This is a genomic window from Streptomyces sp. JNUCC 63 (genome assembly GCF_054366325.1).
Genome location: NZ_CM135963.1, coordinates 573,116 through 599,300, shown reverse-complemented (window position 1 = coordinate 599,300; position 26,185 = coordinate 573,116). Strand labels below are relative to the sequence as shown.

Annotated in this window: 23 protein-coding genes and 5 pseudogenes; 14 read left to right on the top strand and 14 right to left on the bottom strand. The window is 68.2% G+C overall.

The genetic code is table 11. The annotated features are described in order from the left end of the window. The first annotated feature begins 217 nt into the window (after nucleotides 1–217). The 3 genes from ACX25U_RS02825 to ACX25U_RS02815 all read left to right on the top strand — a co-directional run bounded on the left by ACX25U_RS02825 (nucleotide 218) and on the right by ACX25U_RS02815 (nucleotide 3,348). Nucleotides 218–1,144 (top strand): DUF5996 family protein, encoded by a 927-nt coding sequence (locus tag ACX25U_RS02825; RefSeq protein WP_454388746.1) that lies wholly within the window; start codon nucleotides 218–220, stop codon nucleotides 1,142–1,144. A 571-nt stretch (nucleotides 1,145–1,715) separates the two neighbouring features. Continuing rightward, nucleotides 1,716–2,690 carry an alpha/beta hydrolase gene (locus tag ACX25U_RS02820; protein WP_454388744.1) on the top strand — a complete coding sequence of 325 codons (975 nt, stop codon included), beginning with the start codon at nucleotides 1,716–1,718 and terminating at the stop codon, nucleotides 2,688–2,690. Nucleotides 2,691–2,931: 241 nt separating this feature from the next. Continuing rightward, the gene (locus ACX25U_RS02815; protein ID WP_454388742.1) at nucleotides 2,932–3,348 is read left to right on the top strand and encodes an ester cyclase; all 417 of its coding nucleotides are present in this window, start codon (nucleotides 2,932–2,934) and stop codon (nucleotides 3,346–3,348) included. Nucleotides 3,349–3,528: 180 nt separating this feature from the next. On the opposite strand, the gene ACX25U_RS02810 is transcribed toward ACX25U_RS02815, so the two are convergent. Further along, nucleotides 3,529–4,224 carry a type 1 glutamine amidotransferase domain-containing protein gene (locus tag ACX25U_RS02810; RefSeq protein WP_454388741.1) on the bottom strand — a complete coding sequence of 232 codons (696 nt, stop codon included), beginning with the start codon at nucleotides 4,222–4,224 and terminating at the stop codon, nucleotides 3,529–3,531. A gap of 585 nt (nucleotides 4,225–4,809) precedes the next feature. On the opposite strand from ACX25U_RS02810, the gene ACX25U_RS02805 reads away from it, so the two are divergent. Together ACX25U_RS02805 and ACX25U_RS02800 are read left to right on the top strand one after the other, a co-directional pair. After that, the gene (locus ACX25U_RS02805) at nucleotides 4,810–5,181 is read left to right on the top strand and encodes a DUF302 domain-containing protein (protein WP_454388739.1); all 372 of its coding nucleotides are present in this window, start codon (nucleotides 4,810–4,812) and stop codon (nucleotides 5,179–5,181) included. A gap of 353 nt (nucleotides 5,182–5,534) precedes the next feature. Further along, a pseudogene (locus ACX25U_RS02800) lies at nucleotides 5,535–5,957 on the top strand (transposase family protein); the annotation flags it as partial. Between the two features lie 40 nt (nucleotides 5,958–5,997). On the opposite strand, the gene ACX25U_RS02795 reads toward ACX25U_RS02800, so the two are convergent. Then, nucleotides 5,998–6,129, bottom strand: coding sequence for a hypothetical protein (locus tag ACX25U_RS02795; protein ID WP_454388738.1), 132 nt, complete (start codon nucleotides 6,127–6,129; stop codon nucleotides 5,998–6,000). Nucleotides 6,130–6,536: 407 nt separating this feature from the next. Between ACX25U_RS02795 and ACX25U_RS02790 the strand changes: the two genes are divergently transcribed. Then, the gene (locus tag ACX25U_RS02790; protein ID WP_454388737.1) at nucleotides 6,537–7,382 is read left to right on the top strand and encodes an alpha/beta fold hydrolase; all 846 of its coding nucleotides are present in this window, start codon (nucleotides 6,537–6,539) and stop codon (nucleotides 7,380–7,382) included. A gap of 324 nt (nucleotides 7,383–7,706) precedes the next feature. Here ACX25U_RS02790 and tnpA read toward each other — a convergent pair whose 3' ends face one another. Next, nucleotides 7,707–8,168, bottom strand: coding sequence for an IS200/IS605 family transposase (tnpA, locus tag ACX25U_RS02785; protein ID WP_454386451.1), 462 nt, complete (start codon nucleotides 8,166–8,168; stop codon nucleotides 7,707–7,709). 27 nt (nucleotides 8,169–8,195) lie between these two features. Between tnpA and ACX25U_RS02780 the strand changes: the two genes are divergently transcribed. After that, the gene (locus tag ACX25U_RS02780) at nucleotides 8,196–9,440 is read left to right on the top strand and encodes an RNA-guided endonuclease InsQ/TnpB family protein (RefSeq protein ID WP_454388395.1); all 1,245 of its coding nucleotides are present in this window, start codon (nucleotides 8,196–8,198) and stop codon (nucleotides 9,438–9,440) included. Nucleotides 9,441–9,615: 175 nt separating this feature from the next. On the opposite strand, the pseudogene ACX25U_RS02775 reads toward ACX25U_RS02780, so the two are convergent. Then, a pseudogene (locus ACX25U_RS02775) lies at nucleotides 9,616–9,747 on the bottom strand (IS5/IS1182 family transposase); the annotation flags it as partial. A 148-nt stretch (nucleotides 9,748–9,895) separates the two neighbouring features. After that, nucleotides 9,896–11,284, bottom strand: a complete 1,389-nt coding sequence (locus tag ACX25U_RS02770) for an IS1380 family transposase (protein ID WP_454388735.1) — start codon at nucleotides 11,282–11,284, stop codon at nucleotides 9,896–9,898. 252 nt (nucleotides 11,285–11,536) lie between these two features. Here ACX25U_RS02770 and ACX25U_RS02765 point away from each other — a divergent pair, with 252 nt between their 5' ends. Then, nucleotides 11,537–12,859, top strand: a complete 1,323-nt coding sequence (locus tag ACX25U_RS02765) for an IS110 family RNA-guided transposase (protein WP_454388733.1) — start codon at nucleotides 11,537–11,539, stop codon at nucleotides 12,857–12,859. 336 nt (nucleotides 12,860–13,195) lie between these two features. Here the strand turns inward: ACX25U_RS02765 and ACX25U_RS02760 are convergent, their stop codons facing one another. The 3 genes and pseudogenes from ACX25U_RS02760 to ACX25U_RS02750 all read right to left on the bottom strand — a co-directional run. Next, nucleotides 13,196–13,837: a TMEM175 family protein gene (locus ACX25U_RS02760; RefSeq protein WP_454388731.1), complete on the bottom strand. Its 642-nt coding sequence runs from the start codon at nucleotides 13,835–13,837 to the stop codon at nucleotides 13,196–13,198. 354 nt (nucleotides 13,838–14,191) lie between these two features. Continuing rightward, on the bottom strand, nucleotides 14,192–14,740 hold the full coding sequence (locus tag ACX25U_RS02755; protein WP_454388729.1) for an IS5 family transposase: 549 nt from the start codon (nucleotides 14,738–14,740) through the stop codon (nucleotides 14,192–14,194). Between the two features lie 53 nt (nucleotides 14,741–14,793). Continuing rightward, nucleotides 14,794–15,255, bottom strand: a pseudogene (locus tag ACX25U_RS02750) (transposase); the annotation flags it as partial. Here ACX25U_RS02750 and ACX25U_RS02745 point away from each other — a divergent pair. The 6 genes and pseudogenes from ACX25U_RS02745 to ACX25U_RS02720 form a co-directional block, all read left to right on the top strand. Continuing rightward, a pseudogene (locus ACX25U_RS02745) lies at nucleotides 15,210–15,478 on the top strand (IS701 family transposase); the annotation flags it as partial. The pseudogenes ACX25U_RS02750 and ACX25U_RS02745 overlap by 46 nt on opposite strands. Nucleotides 15,479–15,543: 65 nt before the next feature. Continuing rightward, nucleotides 15,544–16,215, top strand: coding sequence for a nitrile hydratase subunit beta (gene nthB / locus ACX25U_RS02740; RefSeq protein WP_454388727.1), 672 nt, complete (start codon nucleotides 15,544–15,546; stop codon nucleotides 16,213–16,215). Then, a complete protein-coding gene (gene nthA / locus ACX25U_RS02735) occupies nucleotides 16,212–16,811 on the top strand; it encodes a nitrile hydratase subunit alpha (RefSeq protein WP_454388725.1) in 600 nt (199 codons plus the stop codon). The genes nthB and nthA overlap by 4 nt, the downstream gene beginning before the upstream one ends. Then, a complete protein-coding gene (locus ACX25U_RS02730; protein ID WP_454388723.1) occupies nucleotides 16,808–17,173 on the top strand; it encodes a nitrile hydratase accessory protein in 366 nt (121 codons plus the stop codon). Before nthA ends, ACX25U_RS02730 begins: the two co-directional genes overlap by 4 nt. Before the next feature lie 395 nt (nucleotides 17,174–17,568). Beyond that, the gene (locus ACX25U_RS02725; RefSeq protein ID WP_454388722.1) at nucleotides 17,569–18,390 is read left to right on the top strand and encodes a hypothetical protein; all 822 of its coding nucleotides are present in this window, start codon (nucleotides 17,569–17,571) and stop codon (nucleotides 18,388–18,390) included. Between the two features lie 117 nt (nucleotides 18,391–18,507). Then, nucleotides 18,508–18,672: pseudogene (locus ACX25U_RS02720) on the top strand (pirin family protein); the annotation flags it as partial. Nucleotides 18,673–19,820: 1,148 nt separating this feature from the next. Here ACX25U_RS02720 and npdG read toward each other — a convergent pair. The 6 genes from npdG to ACX25U_RS02690 all read right to left on the bottom strand — a co-directional run bounded on the left by npdG (nucleotide 19,821) and on the right by ACX25U_RS02690 (nucleotide 26,105). Beyond that, on the bottom strand, nucleotides 19,821–20,525 hold the full coding sequence (gene npdG, locus ACX25U_RS02715; protein WP_454388720.1) for an NADPH-dependent F420 reductase: 705 nt from the start codon (nucleotides 20,523–20,525) through the stop codon (nucleotides 19,821–19,823). Nucleotides 20,526–21,069: 544 nt separating this feature from the next. Then, nucleotides 21,070–21,504 carry a hypothetical protein gene (locus ACX25U_RS02710; protein WP_454388718.1) on the bottom strand — a complete coding sequence of 145 codons (435 nt, stop codon included), beginning with the start codon at nucleotides 21,502–21,504 and terminating at the stop codon, nucleotides 21,070–21,072. A 2-nt stretch (nucleotides 21,505–21,506) separates the two neighbouring features. Continuing rightward, nucleotides 21,507–22,547 (bottom strand): phosphotransferase family protein, encoded by a 1,041-nt coding sequence (locus ACX25U_RS02705; protein WP_454388716.1) that lies wholly within the window; start codon nucleotides 22,545–22,547, stop codon nucleotides 21,507–21,509. After that, nucleotides 22,544–23,689 (bottom strand): hypothetical protein, encoded by a 1,146-nt coding sequence (locus ACX25U_RS02700; protein WP_454388714.1) that lies wholly within the window; start codon nucleotides 23,687–23,689, stop codon nucleotides 22,544–22,546. Before ACX25U_RS02700 ends, ACX25U_RS02705 begins: the two co-directional genes overlap by 4 nt. Beyond that, entirely contained in the window at nucleotides 23,686–25,317 is a 1,632-nt protein-coding gene (locus ACX25U_RS02695; RefSeq protein ID WP_454388712.1) for a class I adenylate-forming enzyme family protein, read from the bottom strand. The genes ACX25U_RS02700 and ACX25U_RS02695 overlap by 4 nt, the downstream gene beginning before the upstream one ends. Continuing rightward, entirely contained in the window at nucleotides 25,314–26,105 is a 792-nt protein-coding gene (locus tag ACX25U_RS02690) for an enoyl-CoA hydratase/isomerase family protein (protein ID WP_454388710.1), read from the bottom strand. Before ACX25U_RS02690 ends, ACX25U_RS02695 begins: the two co-directional genes overlap by 4 nt. Between the last annotated feature and the right edge of the window lie 80 nt (nucleotides 26,106–26,185).

The window sequence follows — 26,185 nt, the reverse complement described above, 5'->3', positions numbered from 1 at the left end:
GGAGCTGCCGGGTCGGTGAGACTCGGTGCCGCAGCCGCCAGCGGCTATTCGAAGTGGCGCTCAAGAAGAAGTACGCGTGACACCACCGAGCAGGAAAAATCTTGGTCGGCGTACGAGATCGAATACGAGGTGGCATCGCGGTGTTTCCATGGCGACCCGCAGTTTCCATCGACAAACTGGGAGGTTCATCGTGAGCACGCCTCTCCGCGCGTGGCCCGTGCTGGTCTACGAGGACCTGGCTCCCATGGTCGCTTACGTGAACCGGCTGGTGCAGGTCGCAGGCAAGTACACGCTCGACGAGCCTTTCGAAGTCGGCTGGGGAAACATCGTCCTCGATGTCACGCCCCGTGGGCTCAGGACGCCGACGCTCCGGAAGCAGGATGTGACCTTCACCGTGCATTACCGCCTGCTCGATGGCGACGTGGTCATCGAGGCGGACTCGGGCTCACGGACCATGCCGTTGTCCGACGCATCACTGGCCGCGTTCTACGCGTCGTTCTGCAATGTGGTGGGCGAACTCGGCGTTCGCAGACCGGGCAGCTCGTTGATCTGCGAGATTCCCGATGCCCCGGCGACCTTCGGGGACGATCGCGTCGAACGCCACTGGGATCACCGCGCTGCTCGGCTGATCTGGACCGCGCTGAACCTCGCCGCCGGCGGGCTCGAGGCGTGGCAGGCGCCCTTCCAAGGTCACCGCCCCCGGGTCGGTGTGATGTGGGGCGGCTTCGACCTCTCCGCCACGCGGCACCGTGCGCAGCCCACGGCGCCGCCGCCCCACGGTCCGGCGTTCCAGCAGAACGCCCAGATCAAGGAGTATGTGGCGGTGGGATTCGCCTTCGGAAGTCCCGAGGCGCCGAATGTGGGCATGTACGCCTACATCTGGCCCCAGCCGGACGGCCTCGAGGGCCGGTCCTGGGGCGTCGACGGCGCGGCCTGGCATCCTGACGCCGGTCTGGTTCTGCTGCCGTGGGCCGCGCTCAGGGAGACAGCCGACCCGCACCAGGCCATCGTCACGTTCGGTGACGCCGTCTACGACGCCGCCGTGGAGACAGCGGGCTGGCCGTCGGACCTTGTCGGGCCCCGCTGCGACGGTTGGTACATGAGTAGGACACCACCTTCCCCAATCCACGCCCAGCACCACTGAAGTCCGCTGGCACCGGGCCGGCCAGTTCGACATGCCGCGCGGCGCAAGCCGCCACGCAGCTGTCCGGGAGCGCGATACGCGGCGACGCGCTGTACCACTTTCGCCTCCGGTCGCTGCGGCGGCGTCGCCGTAAGCACATCAAGGGGCAGTCGTTCGACGTGACTCAGCAAGGACGTGGCCGATGCCGCGCGTCTCCAGGGCAGCCCTCGGTCCGGGCCCTGGCCGTTACGAGCAATCGGTCTGCTGGGCTTGATCGCCACGATCAGTTGCGCCGGCCTGGTCTGCTCGCCTCAGCGGGTGGCCGGTGGTTTGCGCATCAACGCTGACGCCGCGCAGTCGGGTACGAGGCCGAAGGCCGAGGTTCTGGCGTCGGCCGGGCGCTCCGAAGTCGATGGGCGCGCAATGTGCGATTACGATGGGCGTATCAGCCCATGGGGCGTGAATGAGGGCCCTGAACCTTGAACAAGGACTCACTCCCAGGGCCCGAGCGTTCGGTGGCGCCGACGCTTGCCGGTCGGGCGCCCTACGCCGTCACAGCATGCGCTTCTCAGCATCGCCAAGGAGCATGGTCATGGCTGCTCAGTCCGCCTCAATCGTCCTGGAGCGCCCGGCGCAGGAGCTCGCCGACGCGACCTCGCAGCATCCCTTCCTGTACGAGATGGGGCCTGCCGAAGCGCGCAAGGTCCTCGACGACCTTCAAGCCGCGCCGGTCGACAAGCTGCCGGTCGACGAGGAGTGGATCACCGTACCGGCCGCTGTGGGCGACGTGCGGGTGCGCATCGTCAAACCGCAGGGCGTCACCGGAACGCTGCCCGTCGTGCTGTACATGCATGGCGGCGGCTGGGTACTGGGCAACGCCGGCACCCACGACCGGCTGGTGCGGGAGCTGGCGGTCGGCGCCCGTACGGCCGTGGCCTTCGTGGAGTACACGCCCTCGCCGGAGGCGCACTACCCCGTGGCCATCGAACAGGGCTACGCCACCGCGCAGTGGATCACGCGTGAGGGAGCGTCCAAGGGGCTGGACGCCCAGCGCATGGCGGTGGCCGGCGAGTCCGTCGGCGGGAACATGACCGCGGCGCTCGCTCTGATGGCCAAGGAGCGCGGTGACGTCAGGTTCGTCCACCAGTCGATGTACTACCCGGTCACGGACGCGGCGATGGACACCGACTCCTACGACCGGTTCGCCACCGGCTACTACCTCAGCCGCAAGTTGATGGAGTGGTTCTGGGACGCCTACACCACCGACCCGAAACAGCGCGCGGAGATCACCGCATCCCCGAACAGGGCCGCCCCCGAGCAGCTCGCCGGCCTGCCCCCTGCCCTGCTGCTCGTCGACGAGGCCGACGTGCTGCGCGACGAGGGCGAGGCGTACGCCGCCAAGCTCCGCGCCGCCGGCGTCCCGGTCACCACGGTGCGCTACGACGGCACGGTGCACGACTTCATGATGATCAACTCGCTCAGCCAGTCCAAGGCCACCCGAGCGGCCATCGACCAAGCCGTCGCATTCCTGCGCGACGCCCTCGGAACGGATCCCGGAACGGCTTAGGAGAGTGGGCTGGTGACCGGCGAGGGCCCTCAGGCAGCCGGAGCCGGCGCTTCTTGCGGATCCTGCGCTTCTTTCCCATGTATGCGGACCATGGCCTCTGCAGGAGAGCAACTGCTTTGGAGGCCTGCCGCGTAGACATGCTGGGGGCGTACGGCTGGGGTACGGTCCGAATACGGCGTAGGTGCGTGGACTTCGCAGCCGACGGACAGGCCGGTGGTCGGCACGCGCCCGAGGAGTGCCCATGTCTCAGCAGACGAACATCGCCGCACAGACTGCTTTCGGAGAGGCCGTCGTCACCGGCAACCTCGACGCCCTCGACGAGATCGTCGCACCCGACTCGATCGACCATGACCCCGCCCCAGGACAGGTGCCGGGACCCGAAGGGTACAAGGCCATGTTCGACGAGTTGCGAGCAGCCTTTCCCGACTTGCACGTCGAGGTGGAGCATCTGGTGGCTACCGACGACGAGTTGGCCTTCGCCTACACCATCACCGGGACGCATCGGGGACCACTGATGGGGCAACCGGCGACCGGTAAGAAGGTGAGCTACCGAGGCATGCAGATCAGCCGCTTCGACAGCGACGGCAAGCTCGTCGAGCGCTGGGGAAGCAGCGACGAACTCGGCATGCTGCGTCAACTCGGCCTCGCCGAGTTGTGACCCCGCGAGCGGGTGCTCCCGGCGACATTGAGAACTACCAACCCGCAGGCGGTCGGCCTCTTTCGCGCACCCGCTCGGCGAACCGACGAAGATTTTCGATCTTCTACTCGAGGTACCTTGGCTCCGCGCCAGTTCCGCGGACACACGAACACCTTGAGGCCTCCGCCGGGCGTCTGCCGCCTACGTCAATGCCTCCTTCAGCAGGCGCTCCGCGAGGACCCCTGCCGAAGCGGGGTTCTGTCCCGTGTACAGGTTGCGGTCCACCACCGTGTACGGTTTCCAGATCTCGCCGCGGGTGAAGTCGACGCCCAGGTCCTTCAGTTCGTCCTCCAGCAGCCACCGAGCCCTGGAGGCCAGCCCGACGGCCTCTTCCTCGTCGTTGGTGAAGGCCGTGACCCGGTAGCCGGCGAAGGGCGAGACACCGCGCACCCTGGTGGCCAGCATCGCGGCCGGGGCGTGGCACACGACGGCGAGTGGTTTGCCCGAGGCGAGCGCTGCGGTCAGCAGTCGGCCCGCGTCGGCGTTGACGCACAGGTCCTCCATCGGACCATGGCCGCCGGGGAAGTAGACGGCGTCGTAATCTTCCAAGCGGGCGTCCGACAGCTGGATCGGCCGCCGCATCTCCTCCGCGGAGCGGATGATGCGCTCGAGGTCGAGGGCGGTCTCGGCACTGCCTGCCATCTCGGGGCGCAGGCTCATCATGTCCACGTTCGGGACCACGCCATTGGGGGTGGCCACCACGATCTGGTGGCCGGCTTCCGTGAGCGCCTTGTACGGGGCCGCGAACTCCTCGGCCCAGTAACCGGTCGCATGTCGGGTGCCGTCCTTGAGCGTCCAGTACGTGGCTCCGGTCATCACGAACAGCAGCTTCGCCATCGAGGAGCACCTCTCCATCTCCGCCCGACGCGACTGGGAGTTACTTGTATCCATCGCCAACCTATGCCGGTATTCGAGCGGGCGCACGCGGACGGCTGCCCGCAACGGCCGCCACACGACCAGGCCTGGGTGCTGCAGGAGATCATCGAACGCCCCCCGGGCGGCGTCGTCGGCGCGATGGTGGAGATCCCGGCCGGCGGCCCCGGCGGGGTCCGCACCGTCACCGGGCCGCGGTGCCGCCCCTTCCGCCGCCGGCTACAAGAAAATCGGCCCGTGCCCCCGACCGGCAGCACGAGGCGCGAAGTGCCCTGGGAGCTGCCGCTCCTTGGGCCGGTATCGGCCGCGCCGGGGAGCCCCGCAAAAGTGCTCTGCGGTCCGCCGACGGCCGCTGGAGAGGAGCGTCGGCGAGGGTGAACATGTCCGGGGCCGGCACAGCGACGCGCGTGTCCCCTCGTCCTGTCGGCACGCCGGGATGCTACAGGTGGGGTGGGCGGGCAGCGAGGCCGGGAGGCAGAGCCGGGTGCGAGGAGGACTGCGGTGACGAAGCATGAAGCGGGCTCCTCCGGAGCCTGTGCACCGGGGATCTTGAGCGTTGTCAGTCCGTTCTCGGCGGCTGAGACCGTAGAGCGGCTCAAGCGGGTCGTCGAGGCCGGCGGGATGACCTTGTTCGCGGTGGTGGATCACGGCGAAGGGGCCCACAGCGTCGGGCTGACGATGAACGACACCCAAGTGCTGATCTTCGGCAATCCGCGGGGCGGGACGCCGGCGATGGTGGCACGACCGCTCCTGGCACTCGAGCTCCCACTCAAGGTCCTGGTGTGGGACGACGGCCACGGCCAGGTACGAGTCGCCTACCAGGACGCAGCCGAGCTGGGGCGCCGCTACCAGGTCCCGGCGGAGCTGATGACGCCTCTGACAGGTGTCGGCGATCTGGTGCGGGCCGCACTCGAGGGCTGACAGGAGGCGCTCAACCCGCGGTGCGCCCTCCCGCTGGGCGGAATCCCGACCGCCGGCAGCCTGGTGCCTGTTACCAGGCCCACACGCGTGGTCGTCCCTCCCCAGGAGTGCATCGAAGCCCGTTCATCAGCAGGTCGAGCAGGCGTACGCGCTGGCCGGGAGGATCATCGATGCTGTCCGCTCCTGCGCATATCGCTCCCAGCAGCGACATCACCTTGGCCACCGGGGTGGCCGCCGTCGCTGTTGTCCGCGCCCTCGATCCGGGCCGAGGCGGCCAGGTCGGCCAGTTCGGCCAGTTCGGCACGCTCGGCGAGACGGACCAGCGGCAGCAGCCCTGCATCGGCGACCAGATCCGGCTCATCGAAGTCGACACCCTCGGCCTCCTGCCGGCCGTCTGAGTGAGTGCGGCCGGCGTCTCCGACAACACCGGCGGCATCCAACTGCTCTCACAGGTCGCCACCGCCCCCTCGCGTGACCAAGGCGTGGGCCGACAACGGTGGCTACCACACCAAAGTCATCGACCACGGCGCCCGCCTCGGTATCGACGTCGAAGTGGCCCAACGCGACCCCGACGTCAAGGGGTTCAAAGTGATCCCGCGGCTCTGGGACATCGAGCGGACTTTCGGACGGCTCACCACCACCACCACCACCACCGCCTCGCCCGCGGCTACGAAACCCACCTCCACCGCTGCGAAGCCATAACCCACGTCGCGATGACCGACCTCATAAGCCGCAGGCTCACCCGCGAATCCACTCCGAACTGGCGCGGCACCTGACCCTCGAACCAAACACTCCTGCCGGGACAGAACACTCTTTTCAGTCGAGGTGGGAGACCTGGTAGTGGCTGATGTACCAGCCATCCTCTGTGCGTTTCACCAATACGCCGAGTTTGACACCCAACGTTGGGCGGTCGGTGAATGAGAAGTCAACGCTCAGATAGCCGAGCACGAGGTAACTGTGCGTCTTCGCAAGCTGTGGCTGCCGGGGGAGCCGTCGGTCAGCGGCGTGGGCTCGACTGCGGTCTTGGAACGGTCGGAGCGACCGCAGGTCGTGCAGTGGTGAGCTGAGCACGCTCCTGCCCCGTGGCCTCCAGGCGTGACGGACATGCCGAGCCCGCCGGGTCCCGCTCGGCTGCCGAGCCCTGACGGGGGCTGTGACAGAACAAGATTGCCGTTGACACGCGAGCCCGTAGAAGTGCAGCAGGATCTCGACTCGGAGACTTCCCGGAAACCTGTGGCGCGTTCTTCCACCCGGATGCTCCGCCCTTCTCACCCTGTCGGCCCCTGCCGCCGGGCCTCACAGCGCGGGTGGAGCAATGCTCGGGACGTGGGGGTCTCATGGAAGGGAAGGCCAGCATGACGGCATCTGTGGTGCTCGGCTTCATACGTCGCACAAGTCGGACACCCTTCATGGTCGCTGGGTGCGCGGTGGCTCTGTGCGCGTCCGCGGCAGTCCCGGCCACTGCCGACGGCGACACGAGCGGTGGCAAACCCACCGTGGTCCTGGTGCACGGGGCGTTCGCGGACGCCTCCAGTTGGAACGGTGTCATCGCGCGACTCGAACGCCGCGGCTACACGGTCGTGGCCCCCGCCAACCCGCTGCGGAGTCTGTTCAACGACTCCACCTACATCGCCTCGGTGCTGGACAGCATCAAGGGCCCCATCGTGCTGGTGGGTCACTCGTACGGCGGCTCCGTCATCAGCTCGGCGGCCGCCGGCAATCCACGGGTCAAGTCCCTGGTGTACGTGTCGGCCCTGATGCCCGACAAGGGCGAGAGCGCCGCAGCACTGGCCGCCCGATTCCCCTCTGCATCCGCCACCGTGTCAGTCCCCTACCGGGCCGTCGGTGTCAGCGGAACAGACCTGTACATCCGGCCGGACAAGTTCCACGAGGTCTTCGCCGCCGACCTGCCGCAGAGCACGACGAAGCTGATGGCAGCCACCCAACGGCCTGCCGGGGCGGCCACGTTCTCCGAGAAGGCCAAGGTGGCAGCCTGGCGGTCCATTCCGTCCTGGGCTCTTGTCGCGAAGCAGGACAAGAGCATCAACCCGGACCTGGAACGCTTCGAGGCAAGGCGCGCCGGTTCTCACACGGTGGAGATCGACTCCTCCCACGCGGCCATGATCTCCCATCCCGACGCGGTCACCGACCTCGTGCTCCAGGCCGCCACGGCCGCCGGCGGCCTCGGGACCCGCCGTTGACGTGCACGCCATGATGCGGCTCACCGGCATGGCCGTGGCACTCACGATCGCCGGTGCGGGAATCCTCGTCCTCGGCCGCCGCCTGCGGCACCGGTCGAACCGACAGCAGGCCGTGGCGGTGCGGGCCTCTTCCACACCGCATTCTCGGGTCGAGTAGCCGAGCGCCCGGCTCTCAGGCAGGGCGTTCCGTGGCCGGCGGCTCCGCAGGAACTCAAGCGGTCCCCGCTGCACGCATTTCCGTGTTCGGTGTTTCATGGCCGGTGCTGCCCGTGATCCGGTGCACTCGCTCACTTTTACCGGGACTCTTGCAGAAAGCCCCGGCGTTCACGCCGGGGATGAATGCATCTCAAGACTGCTCTGACGTGCACCTTGGAGCGGGCGTTTTTGCTGCTCGATGTACTGGCGGACGATCGCCAATGGTGCTCCGCCGCACGATGCGGAGAAATACGAGGGCGACCACAGGTGCCCGTGCATGATGGCGCGATTGATCTGGCCGGTGAACTCCTGCCGTATCCGGCGAGCGGAGACACCCTTGAGACTGTTGACCAGCTTCGAGACGGCGACCTTGGGCGGGTAGTGCACCAGGAGGTGGACGTGATCGCGTTCGCCGTTGAACTCCTTCAGTTCCGCCTCGAAGTCCTCGCACACCTTCCGCATGATCTCTTCGCAGCGTGTCAGCATCTCGTCGTTGAACACCCCGCGCCGGTACTTCGTCACGAAGACCAAGTGCACATGCATCGCCGAAACAACGTGTCTGCCACGCCTGTAGTCGTTCTGTCCATCCATGAGACCAATCGTAGTAAAGTCTTGGGTGTGCAGCTCCGCTACAACTACCGGACCTACCCGGACGCCTCCCAGCGCCGTGCGCTGGCCCAGGCGTTCGGATGCGCCCGCGTGGTGTGGAACGACTGCCTGCGCGACCGCAAGGAAGCGCACGCGGCGGGACTGCCGTACGTGAAGTCGGCGGAGTTGTCCCGGCTGCGCATCACCCAGGCCAGGCGCACCGAGGAACGGGCCTGGCTCGCCGATGTGTCAGCGGTCGTCCTGCAGCAGTCCCTGCGGGACCTGGACACCGCCTACAAGAACTTCTTCGACTCGATCAAGGGCAAGCGACAGGGCCGCAAGGTCGGCCCTCCCCGCTACAAATCGAAGAAGGACACCCGGCAGTCGATCCGCCTCAACACCAACGCCTTCTCCCTCCAGGACGACGGCACGGTGTATGTGGCCAAGGTCGGCAACCTCAAGGTCAAGTGGTCCCGCCGGCTGCCGGCCGCGCCCACGTCCCTGACCGTCACCAAAGACAGCGCCGGCCGGTACTTCCTCAGCTTCGTCGTGGACACCGAGCCGGACATCCTCCCCGAGGCGGAGACGGAAGCCGGTATCGACCTCGGCCTGTCCGCCTTCGCCGTCCTGTCCGACGGCCACAAGATCGACAGCCCCCGCTTCCTGCGCCGGGCCGAGAAGAAACTCAAGCGCCTCCAGCGGGACCTGTCCCGCAAAACCAAGGGATCGAAGAACCGGGCCAGGGCCCGCATCAAGGTCGCACGCCAGCACGCCAAGGTGGCCAACCGGCGCCGGGACTGGCACCACAAGGCTTCCACACAGATCATCCGCGATAACCAAGCGGTGTACGTGGAAGACCTCGCGGTGTCCGGCCTCGGCCGCACCCGGCTCGCCAAGTCCGTGCACGACGCGGGATGGTCCGCGTTCGTCGGCATGCTTCAGTACAAGGCGGTCAAGCACGGCCGCACCTTCGCCAAGGTGGGCCGGACCTTCCCGTCCTCTCAGGTCTGTTCGGCCTGCGGCTTCAGGGACGGTCCCAAGCCTCTGCACGTCAGGGAGTGGACGTGTGGCGAGTGTGGCACCGTGCACGACCGCGACCACAACGCAGCCCGCAACGTCCTGTTCGAAGGACGCCGAATCGTCGCCGCCGGACGGGTGGAGACGCTAAACGCCTGTGGAGTGCCGGTAAGACGGGCACACGTGCCCGCACAGCGCGTTGAAGCAGGAAGCCCCCGGAAGGGTCAGACGACCCGGGCCGGAATCCCTGGACTTTAGGCCAGGGAGCACGTCAAAAGAAGGTGGTTGTCATCGACAGGCGGACTTTCAACGCGATGGTCACCGCGGGCCTGGCCTCCGCTGTGCTCCCCGCATTCCCTGCGGAATCCGCAGTCGCGGTCACGAGTGACGACGTCTCACTGCGCAGCTCATAAGCCCGTTGCCTGAACTAAATTTAGACGGTGTCCCGTAATTGTGTTGGGGCATGCTGGTCGACCTGCTCGTTTGCTCGGCATCCGGCAAGGGTGAGGTTGTGCAGGCGGGCGATGCCGAGCATGGCGTGGTGGACGCCGTCGCCTCTCAGCCTGGATCCACCGCGTGAATTCTGATCTTCGGCTCCGGGTGGGTTCGGGGTGATCTTTCGGAGTGCGGGCAGCGCGGTGTGCCGGATGGCCGTCCGGTGCGGGGTCTCCGAGGTTCTTCCGGGTCGTGGGCGGTCAGGTCGAGTGTGTGGTTCAGGTCAGCATGCGCTGGCCGGTGGCCGTCCATAGGTCGGTGAAGTCGTCGGCCCAGCGCCAGCGTTCGGCCAGATGGAGGGTGACGCGGCGGGCTCCGGTGGCGATCCGGGCCGGGATGTTGATCAGGTGGCGGCGGATGGTGCCGGTCCTCGCCTTGGCGTGGAAGGCGGAGGCGAGGTGGCCGCTCGCGCGGGTGAGGTTGTAGGCGGTGGCGGCCAGGGTCAGCCAGGCGGCGTTCGCGGTGAACTTCCCTGAGGGCAGGTGCCCGAGCGCGGAGTCTTCCAGGTCGGCGAAGACCTGCTCGATGATGGCGTGTTCGCGGTGCATCGGCTCGGCCTGAGCCAGAACGAAGGGGCTGTCGGTGAAGATCACGTGATGGCGCCAGACGCCGAACAGCTCGGCCTGGCCGGCGGGCACGCTCTTGGGGTTCAGCCGTTTCACGCGGCGCACGATCAGCCGGGCGGTGGTGTGGAACGCCTTCTTCTTGCTGGTGAACGCGGTGAACTCGATCTCGGTGATCTCGGCGTCGGAGATCCAGCGTTCCTCCTCGGCGTCCCAGACGGCGCTGGCGTACTTGATCGGTGTCCAGGCGTCCTCGGGGATGCCCGCGATGGCCTCGCGGATCGTCTTTTTGACCGCGACGGCGAGGGAGAAGGCGGGGCCGGCCTTGCGGCACACGTCAACGACCTTGTGGGAGAAGTACGCCGAGTCCGCGCGGACGACGATCTGGGCGGTGATGCCCATGGCCCGGACCGCGGCCAGGGCCTCGCGCAGCAGACTGGCGGCGCCCTTGCCGGAGCCCGCCGAGCCCTTGCGCAGTCTGGTGGCCACGATCACGGGTGCGCAGGTGGAGGTCTTCACGGTGACGATCTGGAAGTGCAGGCCGCGCTGTTTGGTGTAGCCGAACGAGGCGCCCTGCTTGTTGGGGCCGTAGACCTGCTTGACCTTGGAGTCGATGTCCACGAACACCACCTCGTCCCGCTGCGGGACGAGGCCGGTGTGCGCGGCCAGGCGGCAGGTGAACGCCCGTGCGGCGGACTCCAGTTGACGCACATGCCCCCAGGTGAAGGCGCGCAGGAAACTGCCCAGCGTGGACGGCGCCCGCACCCCGCCGAACAGGCGCGGCAGCCCGCCGTGGCGCAGTACGTCCAGGTCGTCGATGCTGTCCGCCCCGGCGACCATGCCGCCCACGATCGACATGGCTTTCGCGCCGGCGGCCGTACCGGCACCGTTCTTCGCACCGGTGAGCCTCACCTTCTGGGCCACCAAGGCGGGCAGCCCGCACCGCTCGGCCAGCCGGATCGTCGGGACCAGCCCGGCATGCGCGATCAGGTCCGGGTCGTCGAACGCGGCGAAGAGCTCCGCGGGTCTGTGGGAGACTTTCACTTACGAGTTGGGGTGACGCGTTGCCCGCGCCGTGGTGACGGCGCGAAAATCGGCCTGGGTGCCGCTCGCGTTGGACGCCGATGGTTCCGTGGTCTGGTGAGCCCGTTTACGAGTCTGGTGCTGGAGCCGTATCGCGGGGCAGTGACATGTTGCTTCGAGCACGCCGGCCAGATTCGGCATCCCCCTACGACTCCCCGGGCGGCACTCGCCGACAGCACCCCGACGGGGTGACGGACACGGAGGGGGCAGGTGATGGGCGATCAGATCGAGGTGTCCGAGCTGGACCCGGGTGGTGAACTGGTGGCGCGGGTCGCCGCACTGGACATCGCGAAGGCCTCGGCGATGCTGTGTACTCGGCTTCCGGGCACCGGAGTCCGCAAGCGGCAGGAGGTCCGCAAGGTCGGTGCGACGACCGCCGCGATCCTGGAGCTGGCTGACCACCTGGTGTGTCAGGGCGTCGAGCTGGTCGTCATGGAGTCCACCTCGGACTACTGGCGGCCCTTCTACTACCTGCTCGAGGACCGGGGCCTGGTGTGCTGGCTGGTCAACGCCCGTGATGTGAAGAACGTCCCTGGGCGTCCCAAGACCGACAAGCTGGACGCGGTGTGGCTGGCCAAGCTCGCCGAACGCGGCATGCTGCGGCACTCGTTCGTGCCGCCCGAGCCGGTGCGGCGGCTGCGGGATCTCACCCGGGCCCGGGCTGTGCTCATCGCGGACCGCACCGCGTTCAAGGAGCGTGTGGAGAAGGTCTTGGAGGACGCCCAGATCAAGTTGTCCACCGTGGCCTCCGACATCTTCGGGGTCTCCGGGCGGGCAATGCTTGAGGCGCTGATCGGCGGGGAGCGCAGCCCCCGGGTGCTGGCCGAACTGGCCCGTGGTCGCATGACCACCAAACAGGACGAGCTTGAACAGGCGCTGCGGGGGCGGTTCGATGAGCATCACGGCTACCTGGTCAGCCTGTACCTGGAGGACATCGACCGACTGACCGCTCAGATCGCCGACCTGACCGTGCACATCGAGACCGTTATGGCAGCGTTGGACCCGACCCCGCGCTCCGGCCCGGGCCCCAGCGGCACTCCGCGGATGGGGTTGCTGGAACGCCTCATGGAGATCCCCGGCGTCGGCCGCGTCAGCGCCCAGAACATTCTCGCCGAGACCGGCTTCGATATGAGTGTGTTCCCCGCCCCTGGCCATCTGGCCTCCTGGGCCAAGCTGACCCCGCGCACCCTTCAGTCCGGGGCCAGGAACACCGCCGGGGGTACCGGCCAGGGCAACCCGTGGCTGCGACGTGCTCTCGGGCAGGCCGCGGTTACCGCCGGCAAGAGTCGCACCTTCCTCGGAGCCCGCTACCGGCGCCTGGTCAAACGCAAACCGAAGAAGAAGGCGCAGGTCGCCCTGGCCCGCAACATCATCGAGATCATCTGGCAACTCATCAATGACCCTGATGCCCGCTATGTCGACCTCGGGACCGACTGGTACGAGCACCGCACCGACCCCGACCGCCGCACCCGCGATCTCGTCCGCCAACTCGAACGCCTCGGCAACACTGTCACCCTGACGCCCACACCCGCCTGAACCGCACCCCGACCTCGGCACCAAGCCCGGAACCATCACACGGACACCATCTGCAGGGGGTGACTTTGGCGTGCCTGCTATTGCTGATATTTTCCGGCCAGGTGCCTTGCTTCGTGGGACTGATGAGGGCGTAGGAACTCCCATCATCCCAGGTCAGCAGGCACCTCTTCTCCATTCGTCGCCCACAGACCGACTACCACGCGGTGGATCCAGGCTCAGGGAGTGTTTGAGATCTGTAATGTGGTCTTTTGCCGGGAGACACGGCAGCGAACGTCGCCGAGTTTCCGCAGTAGTCGCCGCGAGAGCCGGGCGTGGAGCCATGCGTGAGACCGAGGGCTATGAGCGTCGGAACAACAGGTGCGCGACCCCTCGGAACGGCACGATCAGGTACACCGCGAGACCGAAATACATCGCCACCGTTACTGCTGGCAAGAAAAGCCCGATCAGGATCGCGACCACGTACCCGATCACAACGGGCAGAAGGCGCCGTTGCGTGCTCGGTGCTTCCCTGCTCTCTGCCTGCGGCGGATAGAGGTGCTTACGCCGTGCGTACGCGTCCAAAGCGGCTCCCAGGAGGCGGATGGCCAGGAGTGCCAGCCCGTAGATCGTGACAGCCACGCCTTCGCCCTTACCCGTGTGCAGGGCGTCGGTGACGAGCCGGGTAGGGAACGGCAGGAACGCCACCACGAGCAGGATGAGCAGGTTGAGGCGCAGAAGATTCAGATCCGACCGATCAAGTCGGCTGGTCATTACGGTATGAACCAGCCAGGCGCTGCCGACCGTCAGGAAGCTGACGAGATAGGCCAGGTAGTCGGGCCAGGCGTGCAGCACCTGCTCCAGCGGTGTACCTGGGGGACGAACCGCGAGACCCAGTACGAGCAACGTGGCGGAGATGGAGAATACGCCATCGCTGAATGCCGCCAGCCGGTCGGTATCGAGGGATCGGCGTCCGCGGGGCGAGTCTCCGTCTGCTGGCACGGCACGATCTCCTTCGGGTTGGACGACGCTCAGTGCATGCTTGAGGACTTGTGCGGGAGTGCGGCGGAGCGGTCGTGGGCCTTGGCGGGTGGCTGGTTTGCCATGGGTGAGGCGGCGGAGCATGAGGTCGGTCATGGCTCAGCGGATCATGGTCTCGGCGTGGGCCGGGTCACGTTCGTAGTCGCAAGGCGAGGCGTCGGCGCGTGGTGATCCAGGCGAAGGTCTGTTCCACCGCCAGCGTTTCGGATGCACCTGGAAGCCGCGCTGGCCTTGGGGTTTGCGGACGATGTCGAGGTTGCGGTGGAGGATCTCCGCGGCCCAGCCGACCAGTCGGCCGGCGAAGCCCTGGTCGGCTCAGATCTTCTGCACCGAGGGGTGGTCCAGGCGGGTCCACAGCGGGGAACGCTTCGCGCCGTCACGGTCCTGGACGGAGGTCGCCATGACGTGCACGGCGAGAAGCAGGCCGAGGGTGTCGGTGACGATGAAGCGCTTGCGGCCCCTGGTCTGCTTGCCTGCGTCGAACCCGCTGGTGGTCTTCGAGACGGTGTCGGTGGACCGCACCGACCGCGAGTCGATCAGTGCGGCGGTCGGTTCCGGGGTCCGGCCGTCGGCCTGCCGGACCTTCGCCCTCAGTGCGTCGTGGACCTTCTCCACGGTGCCGTCGTCATGCCACCAGGTGAAATACCAGTACACCGTTGGCCATGGCGGGAAGTCCTTGGGCAGGTACCGCCACTGGCAACCCGTCCGGGCCAGGTACAAGATCGCGTCCACGACGCGACGGCGCGGGTGTTTCTCCCGCCGCCCACCCTTGCGGCCTGTCCTCGGCGGAGGTAGCTGCGGCTCGATCAACGCCCACTGCTCATCGGTCAGATCGGACGGGTAACCTCCCCTGCCGGCAGTCACACAGTGTGCAACGAGTCACCCGTACAGCGGGATACGGCAGATCTCAGACACGCTCTCAGGCGGCAGTCGCGCAGGATCTTCCAGCTCTTCGTGCGGGCGAAGGTGTGCTCGATGCGGGCGCGGACACGACGGTGCGAGGCGTTGTGGTCCGCCTTCCAGGCCGGCAGGTCCTCGTCCTTGTGTCGGCGGTAGTGCGGGATGGTCAGGCCGGTGCCCCGGTAGCCACCGTCGGCGATCACCGTGGGGGTTGCGCCGACGGCAGTCTTCGTACCGGACTCCTCCCCGGCCCGGCAGTCATTGCGGTTGCCGGGCATCGGCTTGCCGATGGCGACGACCAGCCGGGTGTCGGCGACGATGACGACCTGATGATGGGTGCTGTAGCAGTAGTTCTTGCTGGAGGCGGCCACGGTCCGGTCGCGGGTGGGTACCAGCGTGCCGTCCACGATGAGCACCGTGTCCTTGCGGTACCGCCGGCGTTGTTGCAGGGCCGGCAGTGGCCCAAGGTGGTCGACGATGGACCGCACTGGAAGAGCGCGGTACCGGCTACGTGCTCGCCATCGCCTGCTCCCACGAAGTCACCACCGACGTCGGGAAGTCCCGCGCGGACTCCTTGGCGGCGCCAGTGCCGAAGTGAGCCCGGAGCTGCCGGCAGGGGTCGGTGCCAAGGGGCACCGCTTCTACGACTGGGCCGTCATGGATCCGGCCGAACCCCGGACTGGCAGCCAGCAGATGCTGATGGGACACCGCTTGCTTAAAATTCGAGTAGGTATGACCACTATTGCGCTCATATGAGAGTTTATGTCGTGGACGGTATTGCCGATATGGGGGGCGCCCCGGGCTGGGGTCCCATGCATCCGCCGAGAAAGGACGAACCGGTCTTCGAGGAGCCCTGGCAGGGCCGGGCATTCGCGCTGGCAATTCTCTCCAGCCGCGTTGCGTTCGGCGGCGTCAACCCGGACGCCTTCCGGCACGCACTGGAGCGCCTGGACCGCGCCGCCTACCTGGGCGACGGCTATTTCGGTCGCTGGCTCAACGGCGCGGCGCTGATGCTCACCGAAAGCTCCATCCTGGCGCCGTCCGCGATCGACGCCCGTGCCCGCAACCTGCGTGGCGAAGACGTTGAGGAACCACCGATTCCGGAGCCTGCCCGGCCCGACTACGTACGGACTGCCGAGGGCTCGCTGCGCACCGTGGACACCGCGCCGGCCTTCACCGTCGGCGAGCATGTCCGCGCCAAGGCCATGTCGGTACCCGGGCACACCCGGCTGCCGGGCTATGTGCGCGGACATACCGGAGTTGTCGCGCGCATCCAGCCCGCCGCCGTGCTGCCGGACACCAACGCCCACTTCCAGGGCGAGAACCCGCAGCACGTCTACTCGGTGCGGTTCGACTCCCGCGAATTGTGGGGCGCCGACGCCGAACCCTTCGCGCTCACCGCAGAGCTGTACGAGAGCTACCTGGAGACAATCTCGTGACCACCACCGGCAGGCCGGACGAGGCCCTTCCCGTGGCCCTGCGCACCGAGGCGCTCGAGCAACTGCTCACCGAGCGGGGCCTGATCGACCCGAAGGCGATGGACCGGATCATCACCGACTACGAGACCAACGTGGGCCCGCTCAACGGCGCCAAGGTCGTCGCCAAGGCATGGACCGACCCGGGCTACCGGCAGCGGCTCCTCGGCGACGGCACCGCCGCCATCAAGGAGTTGGGCTTCTCGGGGGCGCAAGGCGAGCACATCGTGGTCGTCGAGAACACCGCGACCACCCACCACGTGGTGGTGTGCACGCTGTGCTCCTGCTATCCGTGGCCGGTGCTCGGCCTGCCGCCGAGCTGGTACAAAGACCCCGCCTACCGCTCGCGGATAGTCAAGGAGCCCCGCACGGTGCTGTCCGAAATGGGACTCGACCTCGCCGACGACGTGCAGATCACCGTCCACGACTCCACCAGCGAGGTCCGCTGGCTGGTGCTGCCCGAGCGTCCGGCCGGCACTGAGCGCCTGACCGAGGAAGAGCTCGTGCCGCTGGTGACCCGGGACGCGATGGTCGGCGTGGCCAAGGTGGTGGCACCATGACCGCGCCGCTGGACATCGAGGGCCCGGCCGCACCGCCCCGCTCCAACGGCGAGTTGGTGTTCGCCGAGCCATGGGAGAGCCGCGCCTTCGGCATGGCCGTCAGCCTGTACGGGGCAGGCACGTTCACCTGGCCGCAATTCCAGGCCGCACTGATCGCCCGGATCGCCGCCTGGGAAGCCGGAGCGGCCCAGGGCGAGCCCTACAACTACTACCGGCTCTGGCTGGCGGCTCTGGAAGACGTACTCGCCGGCCTGTCTGCCGTGTCCACGGACGAGGTCACCACACGCACCCAAGCTCTGGCACAGCGCCCCCGAGGCCACGACCACCGTGACCACCCAGACGACCACGACCACCCACACTGACCCGCAGCGTCCTCCCGGCGGACCGTGTCGGCGCCCTCCTTTCGAGTTTCCCGGGCGAGTGAACGCAGGTACTCCCCAGCCCCGGGCAGCCACCCCACTGCCCGGGGCTCAGTACCGCCGGGGCACAAAAACTCTGAGGCCATCAAGCCGATCACGTACCAGTCAGTCGGCTGCATCCAGCGCGGTGAAAGCCGGTGCCAACTCGACCGGACGGCCTACCGACGCCGCAACCTCATCGAGCGCTGCCACAGCGACGGCCTCATCTGCCGTCACGGACCTGTAGTCTATGAATCGCCGCAGGTCAGAGCCGGTTCACGGGCTCCCTCAGTCGGTAAAGCCGAGTACAGACGCGGTACCGGTGCCGGAGTGATCAACCGGGGCCTCTCCTGCATGCTTTGGCCAACCTCGCGGGCGTTCACCGAAGCTCGCCGACGAGCCGGGCCGTCCAATCGATGCGCCCGCGGACATCGCCCAGCACGACCGAGCAGGAGACCGACATGAACACGTTGCTCGCAGAGGTCCTCGACACCCATGGTGGCCTCGACCGCTGGAATGCACTCACCGTGGTCCGCGCCACCATCGTCAGCGGTGGCGACATGTTCGTCATCAAGGGCATGCCACAGGACCCCACGCCCCGGGAGATGACCGTCTGGCTGCACGAGCAGCGCGCCTCCGTGCTGCCGTTCGGCGCGCCCGACCAGAAGACCGACTTCACGGCCGACCGAATCAGCATCGAAAAATTCGACGGACGCGTCGTGGCCGAACGCAACGAACCGCGGAAGTCGTTCACGGGCCACGACCTCAGCACCCCCTGGGACCCGCTGGACCGCGCCTACTTCAACGGATACGCCCTGTGGACGTATCTCACCACGCCCTTCCTGCTGTCGATGCCCGGCTTCACCGTCACCGAAATCGAACCATGGCGGGAGGGAGACGAACTCTGGCGCGGATTGCGCGCCACCTTCCCGCCCGATATCGCCAGCCACAGCACTCGACAGGACTTCTACTTCGGCCCCGACCATCTGCTGCGTCGGCATGACTATCACGTCGACATCGCAGGCGGGTTCGCCGCAGCACAGTACGTCTACGACACGGTGGAAGCGGACGGGATCCGCCTGCCCACCAAACGCCGGGCCTACCGGAGCGATGCGGACAACCGCCCGATCCTGGACCAGACAATGGTCTCCATCGACATCAGCAACGCTCGGTTCACTTGACATCGGGTCTGTACGTCGAGGACCGACTCAACGCCGAGTGACCACCAAGGACTTACACAAGGTCACTGGCACACTCCGGAACGCCGCTGACCTGCACTGATGCAGGCAGGGTCCGCCATGTTCTGGAACTGGATCGGACGGTCTCAGGAGGAGATCGTGCAGGCCCGCCGGGACTGGATGGAAGGGTCGCGGTTCGGCGAGGTGAAGGGGTACAACGGCGCTCCGCTGCCCGCTCCGGAGCTCCCGCCGGTCCCGTTGAAACCCCGGGGAAGGGTGCGCTGACCTGCGGAAACGTCTGAGCGTCGGCGGCCGGCGGGCGGGAGGCGGTTGGGTGCTGCCTCCCACTTTTCGATCGCTCGCGGGAGGACGGCTGAGCGGGTTGCGGACCTGAGCGGGGGTGGCGGGCGCTTCCATGGTGTGGCCGTCTGTGGGCAGCTGTGGCAGTGCTTTTGCTGACCTGATGCTGACTTTGCTGATATTCCGTCAGGTGCGGTTGGGGCGCTCTCGCAGCTCTGTAGCACATGGCGGTCTTTGCGGGATCGATAGCGGCCGGACGAGTGCTGACCTGACGGACGGTTGCGCCGCCCGCCGGCGCGTGAACGTGACGCTCGCCGTGTCCTGTTGTGGAGAGTCGACAAGCTTTGAGTGCCGTAGTTGCCGGCTGGTGAGCGCCGATCTTCTTGGCCCGATGAGCGCAGTGCTGCGTCTCAGTACTGCGTCTGAGCGCCAACAGCAGGTTCTTCGTCTGCTGGTGGCACAGAGATCGGATGTAGGTTGACCAGCGGAAATGGTCATGACCGCGACAAGTAGTGGACGGCTGGCCCGGGAACGGTCCGGATCTTGGTCACCGGCTGCTCGCGCCGAGACGCCGGATGCTGGGCCGGCTCCTGCGTGCTCGCCACCGCAGGCGATGCCCCGCCGGGCCCGGACCAGCCGACTCTATTCCTCATTGTCCCCGTCTCCGCCCATGCTCGAGGAACTGAAGCCCAGAACCTCAGCCGTCCTCGCCCACGGCTTGCGCAGATCCCGCTACCGGGGCCTGGCCAAGATCAGCCTCCGACACCAGCCCCCCTGAGCCGTGATCAACCTCGCCCGCATCGACGCCCACCTCACCGAACACCCCCCGGCCCAACCCGCACCAGCCACCTGTCAGCACTTCGCCCCGCCGGATAGCACCCGGCGGGGTGAAGCAAGAACCCGCGTTCGCCAACAGCGTCCCTGGTGAAGGGGGCGGGCCCTCGCGTGTAAGACCGGCGGAGCGGAAGACCGAGCCTGGGCGGGGGTGAAGGTACCCGACCTGAAGTCCGAGGCGGTGGCCGCGCATCCGAGGTGGTCGCGACCGTCAGCACCACCGATGCGGGGTCCCGGCAGGTCCTCATAGGTCCACAGCGTGGGGTAGTGGTTGTTGGAGCCGCCACGTCCGTGCGGGCTCAGACGTCGGTGATGCGCAGGCCGGTGTGGGCCTTGTAGCGGCGGTTGACCGAGATGAGATTGGCGACCAGGGATTCCACCTGGTGGGCGTTGCGCAACCGTCCGGCGTAGACGCCGCGCATGCCGGGGACACGGTCGGCCAGGGCCTGCACGATGTCGGTGGCGGTCCGGTCGTCGCCGAGCACCATCACGTCGGTGTCGATCTTCTCGATTTCCGGGTTCCGCAGCAGCACCGCCGAGAGGTGGTGGAAAGCCGCGGTGATCGTGGAGTCCGGCAGCAGGGCGGCGGCTTGCTGGGCGGCGCTGCCCTCCTCGGGCTTGAGGGCGTAGGCGCCCTGTTTGTCGAAGCCAAGTGGGTTGACGCAGTCCACGACGATCTTGCCGGTCAGCTCGGAGCGGAGCGACTCCAGGGTGGCGCCGTGACCCTCCCAGGGCACGGCGACGATCACGACGTCGCTCTGCCGGGCTGCGCCCGCGTTGTCGGCGCCGCGGATGCCCTGGCCCAACTCGGCGGCGGCGGCCTCGGCCCGGTCCGCGGCACGGGAGCCGATGACGACCTGCTGGCCGGCGCGGGCCAGGCGGTAGGCGAGGCCTTTGCCCTGCGGGCCGGTGCCTCCGAGGACTCCGACGACCAGGCCGGAGACATCCGGAAGGTCGTGGGGGTCGTGCTTGGGGGCGGTTGTCACTGCATCGGACGTAGTCATACGGAGATCCTGCCAAGTAGTCGTCTGCTCATGTAATTGGGGTTTCTGGGCCGGCCCTGGAAGCGAGGGCACCACACCCCGGTATCTCTGCGCCACAGCTTGATCAGGCAGCTTTCGGCAAGGCACCGCCGGAGCCTGCAGGTTGACGACGCCTTGGGCAGGCCCGGATCCGGTGCCCGTCCCGGTGGGTCTCCGGGATCATCTCCTGGATCCGGGCAAAGTCGTAGGCGGGGTCGCCGAGTGTGGCCGACCTCCTCACCGTGCTCGTCGGTGCCCTTGCGTAGAGTGATCCGTGGCCAGGGCCTACATCTGGCCCCACACCGGCAACATCAAACGCATCAACGATCGACCTCCTCAGCGACACGACCGACCGAAACAACGCTGGAGAACCGCGATGACGGTGGTCGGTGATCCGATCCGGGGCACGAGCGAGCCGGGCCGCTACCGGACCAGAGGGTGTACTCGGTCGTGGTCGAGGAATGGCCCGTGTGAACTCCTTGATCCAGGTCATCCTCGCTACGAGGGGAACTGCAGTCGACGATTGTCAAGCGGGCATGTGACGCATCAAGCGCATCAGGAGCTCGCGCCCATCGGGATTCTCGGGGTGGGAGCGGGTCCAGACGGCGAGCCGGTCGGCGACGTTCGCGAGTAGCTCCCCGCACCGAGCCCGGATGGAGTTGAGTTCGGCGAAGGACTCCGTCCCGCGGGCCGGGGCGGGTGGCTGCAGGTCCACGTCGGCGAACTCGCGTGCTCGGGCCGGGTCGGCGTCGATCCACGCGCGCGTCTCGGCGAGCAACTCGAGCATGGTGTCACTCTGGCGGCGAAGGTGCAGGGCCGCGTCGTCCCAGTCGATCTGGGCGAGCACGGCACGCACTTCCCGTAGTCGGCTGCGGGCGTACTCGGAGCCGACCTCCGGTTCGACGACGTCGCGCAGGATCCGGCGGACGCCGGCGATCGTCTCGGCTGGAGTGGGGCGCATGGTCACGTTCCTTCCGCTTCGAGTATGGCGGTGAGGACCTGCCGGATCACCGCGTCGGCCGGTGCGGCGGGGCGGTCGCTGGTGCCCTCGCAGAAGTTCCGTACGCCGGTCAGGGCGATGACCGCCAGCCGGAAGGTGGACAGGACCTGCCAGAACCGCAGCGCGGCCGGATCGACCTCGGTACCGGTCAGCTCGGTGTAGCGGTGCAGGAAGTCGGCGGGTTCCCACCGGCCGCTGATGAAGTGCTCACGACGGTAGAGCGGGGCGGTGTACCAGCCCAGGTCGTCGAGCGGGTCGCCCAGGTGGGCGAGCTCCCAGTCCAGCAGCACGTCCAGGACCCCGTCGCGCACCAGGACGTTCGCGGGGCGGAAGTCGCCGTGCACGAGCACGGTGTGCCGCGGGGGAGAGGGAAGGTTGTCGTGCAGCCAGGCCGCGGCGAGCCGCAGTACGGGCTGGGGTTCGAGCTCCTGGGCGTCGAGCTCACGCTCCCAGCGGGTCAGCTCGTGCTCGGCGGGGTTGGCTCCCGGATCGTCGAACTCGGCACGCAGGCCGGTCGTGTCGACGTCGACGCGGTGGAGTTCGGCCAGTACCTCGCACATCCGTCCTGCCAGCGCGAGGCGCCCTTCCTCGCCGAGGTGAAGGGGGTCGGTGGAGCGCAGCACCGCGCGGTGTGCGGCTCCTTCGTACCGACTGACGATCATGGTGGGGCGCAGCAGGAACTCGCCGGTGTCGTCGAGCCAGTGCACCTCGGGTGCGGGGACGGAAGTGTCGGCGAGCCGCTGGAGCAGCCGGAACTCCCTGTCGCGCCCGGTGTCCACGACGGCGGCGGGAGGGTCGCGGCGCATGAGCAGCCGGTGCGTGAGCCGTTCGCAGTCGACGGTCCAGGCGGCATCGAACGGCCAGTTCTCCCGGGAACTGCCGGTGCCCGAACGGCGTAGCCCGGTGACCTGCGGGGCGGCACCGTCCGGCAGCCGGCGGTGCAGGAAGTCCTGCAGTGCCGCCGCGATCTCCTCGGCCTTCGGTTCCGTTGCGGGCGCGTTCACCGGTCACCGCCCCGTGTCGCGGGCCGGGGCGGGATGGCCTCCTGGTAGCGCGGGTAGCCCGGCAGCACCATGTACTCCATGACTCCGTAGCCGGTCCGGCCTTCGTGCCGGACCTCGACGAGGTGGTCGCTGCCCGCCTTGGCGTAACGGTAGAACTGGTCCCGGTCGGTCAGGTCCCAGACCTCGTGCTCGAGGCTGTCCTCGCCCTTCCAATAGCCCTGGAACCAGCCGTTCCAGCCCTCGTAGCCGCCGCCGCGCAGGTGGGCCCGTCCTGGCTGGGCGGTGAGGTCGAAGTCGAGCTGCTTGCCGCTGTCCAGGGTCAGGGTGATCCGGCCGCCCTCCAGGGTGGGGGCCGGGGCGCCTTCGACCCAGCGCAGGTCGTGGTCGACGCCGACGATCAGGTCGTCCTCGCCCGTGGTGCCCCGTGGCCGGGAGATGGCGGCCGACAGGTGGAGCGGGCGGCCGGGCTCGGCCTCTTTCAGGTAGAAGTGCAGGCCGAAGTCCGGTAGTTGCAGCGGACAGAACATCAGCATGCGCCATTCCGGCCGTTCGCCGGGGGGTGCGCCCTGCGCGCGGGGCAGCGGGCGGGTGCCCCAGGAGTGGTCGCGCTCGCTCCACCAGGTCTCGGGGTCGAGGGTGTACTCGCGGCCGGGGGCGACCAGGGTGCCGCCCGCGCGGCCGAGCTGCACGTAGCGGATGGCGTCGTAGGTGACCCGGGTCCGGCTGACCTCGAAGTGCCGCCCCTCCAGGACCGGCTCCAGGGCGCTGGTCCAGGTGATGTCGAAGGCCACGCCGGAGGGGTTCTCGTCCAGGATGAACCGCAGTTCCTCGAAGGGCTTGACCACCTCGACTCGCAACGGCCCCACGTGCATGCGGTCGTTGTACGGAGCCAGCGCCCGGGCGACGCGGAGGTTGTGCTGGCGGCCGCCCGTGGACAGTACCGCGAAGCCTTCCTGGACATCCTGGTTGGGGTACTGGCCCAGCCCCAGTGTGAGCACCGTGTCCTTGCCGGCGGTGTCCTGGATGCTGACCCAGTAGCGCTCCCGCCAGCTCGGGTCGCTGGACCCGACCATGGCGTGCGGGTAGGCAACCTGGTGGGTGAAGTATTCGTCGGGGGGACTCAGCCGCACCATCGTCGTCATCCTCGCTCTGCTCGGTGCTCGGCGTCCGCGAACGTCGCGCGGAGCGCCTTCTTGTCGGTCTTCTCGCCGGCCAGGGTCGGCAGCTTCTCGGCTTGGATGCGCCAGCGAGTGGGGATCTCGAAGTAGGCCAGCGTGCCGGTGAGGTGCTTGCGCAGCTCCTCCTCCGTCGGTGCGGTGCCCGGGCGGTGCACCACGACCGCGGCGAGCTCCTCGCCCAGGTCGGGGTGCGGCACGCCGAACACGGCGACCTCCGTCAGGTCCGGGTGCTGGGCCAGGGCCAATTCGACGTGTGCGCAGGCGATGTTCTCGCCGCCGCGTATGACGATGTCCTTGCTGCGACCGTCCAGGAACAGGTACCCGTCGCCGTCGATGTGCCCGAGGTCCCCGGTGTGCAGCCAGCCCTCGGCGTCGACGGTTCCGTCGTCGAGCCCGAGGTAGCCGAGCATGACGGTGGGGCTGCGGACCAGGATCTCCCCGCTTCCGGTCTCGTCGGGATCGGCGATCCGCAGCTCGACCACCGGGTACGGCCGACCGACCGTGCCCGGGCGCTGTGCCAGGTCGCGGTTGCCGGCAACGGTGAGGAAGCCGCCGGACTCGCTCATCCCCCAGGTGTTGCCGAGGCCGCGGCGTTCCAGCTGGGGCAGCTTGCGGCGCATCGAATCCAGCAGGCTGGCCGGCACGGGCGCCCCGCCGAGCGGCCACGAACGGAGGCTGGACAGGTCGTGGGACTCGAAGTCCGGGTGCTCCAGCACCCGGATGGCCATCGTGGGGACGCCGCCGAAGCTCTGCACCCGCTCGGTCTCGATGAGCTTCAGCACCTGCCCCGCGTCGAACTTGCCCGCGTTGAGCACCAGCTTCCCGCCGATGATCAGGTTGGTGATCAGGTTCGAGACCCCGCCGATGTGGAACAGCGGAGTGCACACCAGGGTGACCGGCTGCGGGGCGTCCTCGGCAAGATCCCTGGGCAGGCGGCCGGAGCGCGACAGCAGGTTGTGCTGGTTCGCGATCACCGAGCGGTGCGAGAGCACCACGCCCTTGGGCGCGCCCGAGCTGCCGGAAGTGAAGATGACCAGCGCCGGGGCGTCCTCGTCGGGCTTCGGGAAGCCGGCCAGGACCGCGTCGAGGTCGCCCGCGGGCGTGGCGTCGAAGGCGTGGGTCAGATCGGCGGGTGCGATCGCGTCGGTGATGCCGCGGCTCGCGGCGTCGGGCAGGTCGGTGATCACCAGAGCGGGACGGGTCAGCTCCAGCGCGTGGTCGATCTCGCCCGCGCTCCACCACCGGTTGCCCAGCACCGGCACCGCGCCGACCCGCCAGGCGGCCCACAGGGCCAGGACCCAGTCCGGGCTGTTGTAGGCCAGGATCAGTACGTGGTCGCCCGCCCGGACGCCGCGGTCGGCCAGGTCGGCGGCCGCGGGCTCCAGGGCGCCGAGGAACCGCGCGAAGGAGATCCGGCGCTCGCCCTGCACCAGGAAGCAGCGGTCCGCCCAGCGCTCCACCCCGGTGAGCATCGCGGCCGGCGAGGTCGGTCGCGGTTCCAGGACCAGGCCCGGGTGGCCGGCGTAGCCGGTGTCCACGACCTCGGTGCCCCACAGGTCGGCGAGCCGGGTTCCGGCTCGGGGCGCGCTCATCGCCCGCTCCAGACGCCGGGGCGCTTTTCCTTGAACGCCGTGACCGCCTCCCGCAGGTCGGCGGTGGAGGCGCTGATCGCCTCCAGGTAGAACGCGGTGTCGAACACCTCGTCGACGCGGGCCGCCAGTACCTTGTTCAGGGCCCGCTTGGTGAGTTGGACCGCCACCGGGGGAAGGGCGGCCACTCGCTGCGCGAGTTCCAGGGCCAGCGGGCGGACGGCGTCGGCGGACTCCGCGAGCTCGGTGACCATGCCCAGCCGGTGGGCGTCCTCGGCGAGCAGCGGCTCCCCCCAGAGCAGGTGGCGCTTCGCCCGGATGAGCGGGAGGCTCGCCGGCCAGGTGACGCAGCCGCCGTCCCCCGCGACCAGCCCGAGGTGCACATGCGGGTCGGAGATCCTCACTCCGGCGGTCGACACGACGGCGTCCGCGGTCAGGGCCAGGCTGGTGGCCACTCCGAACACATGGCCGTGCACGGCGGCGACGAGCGGCTTCGGGAAATCCGCGAACGTGCGGAACAGCCGACGGCCCTCGTCCACCTGGGCCAGCAGGACCTGCAGGTCGGCATTGGCGCTCAGCATCGCCTCGGTGTCGCCGCCGGCCGAGAAGTGCTTCCCGGTGGAGGACAGCACGACCGCGCGCACCTCGGTGTCGGCGCCCAGCTCCTCAAGCGCCCCGCCGAGCTCGCCGAGCAGGACCCCGTCGAACCTGTTCTGCAGGTCCGGGCGGGAGAGCCGGAGTTCGCCCACGGGACCGCTTCTGATCAACTCCACTGACTCGTAGCGCGTCATCGCGTCGCACAAGCCCTTTCTCTCTTCGGCTTGGGCAGGTGACTGGCGTATCAGACCATGCCTGCGGGGACTCAGCATAG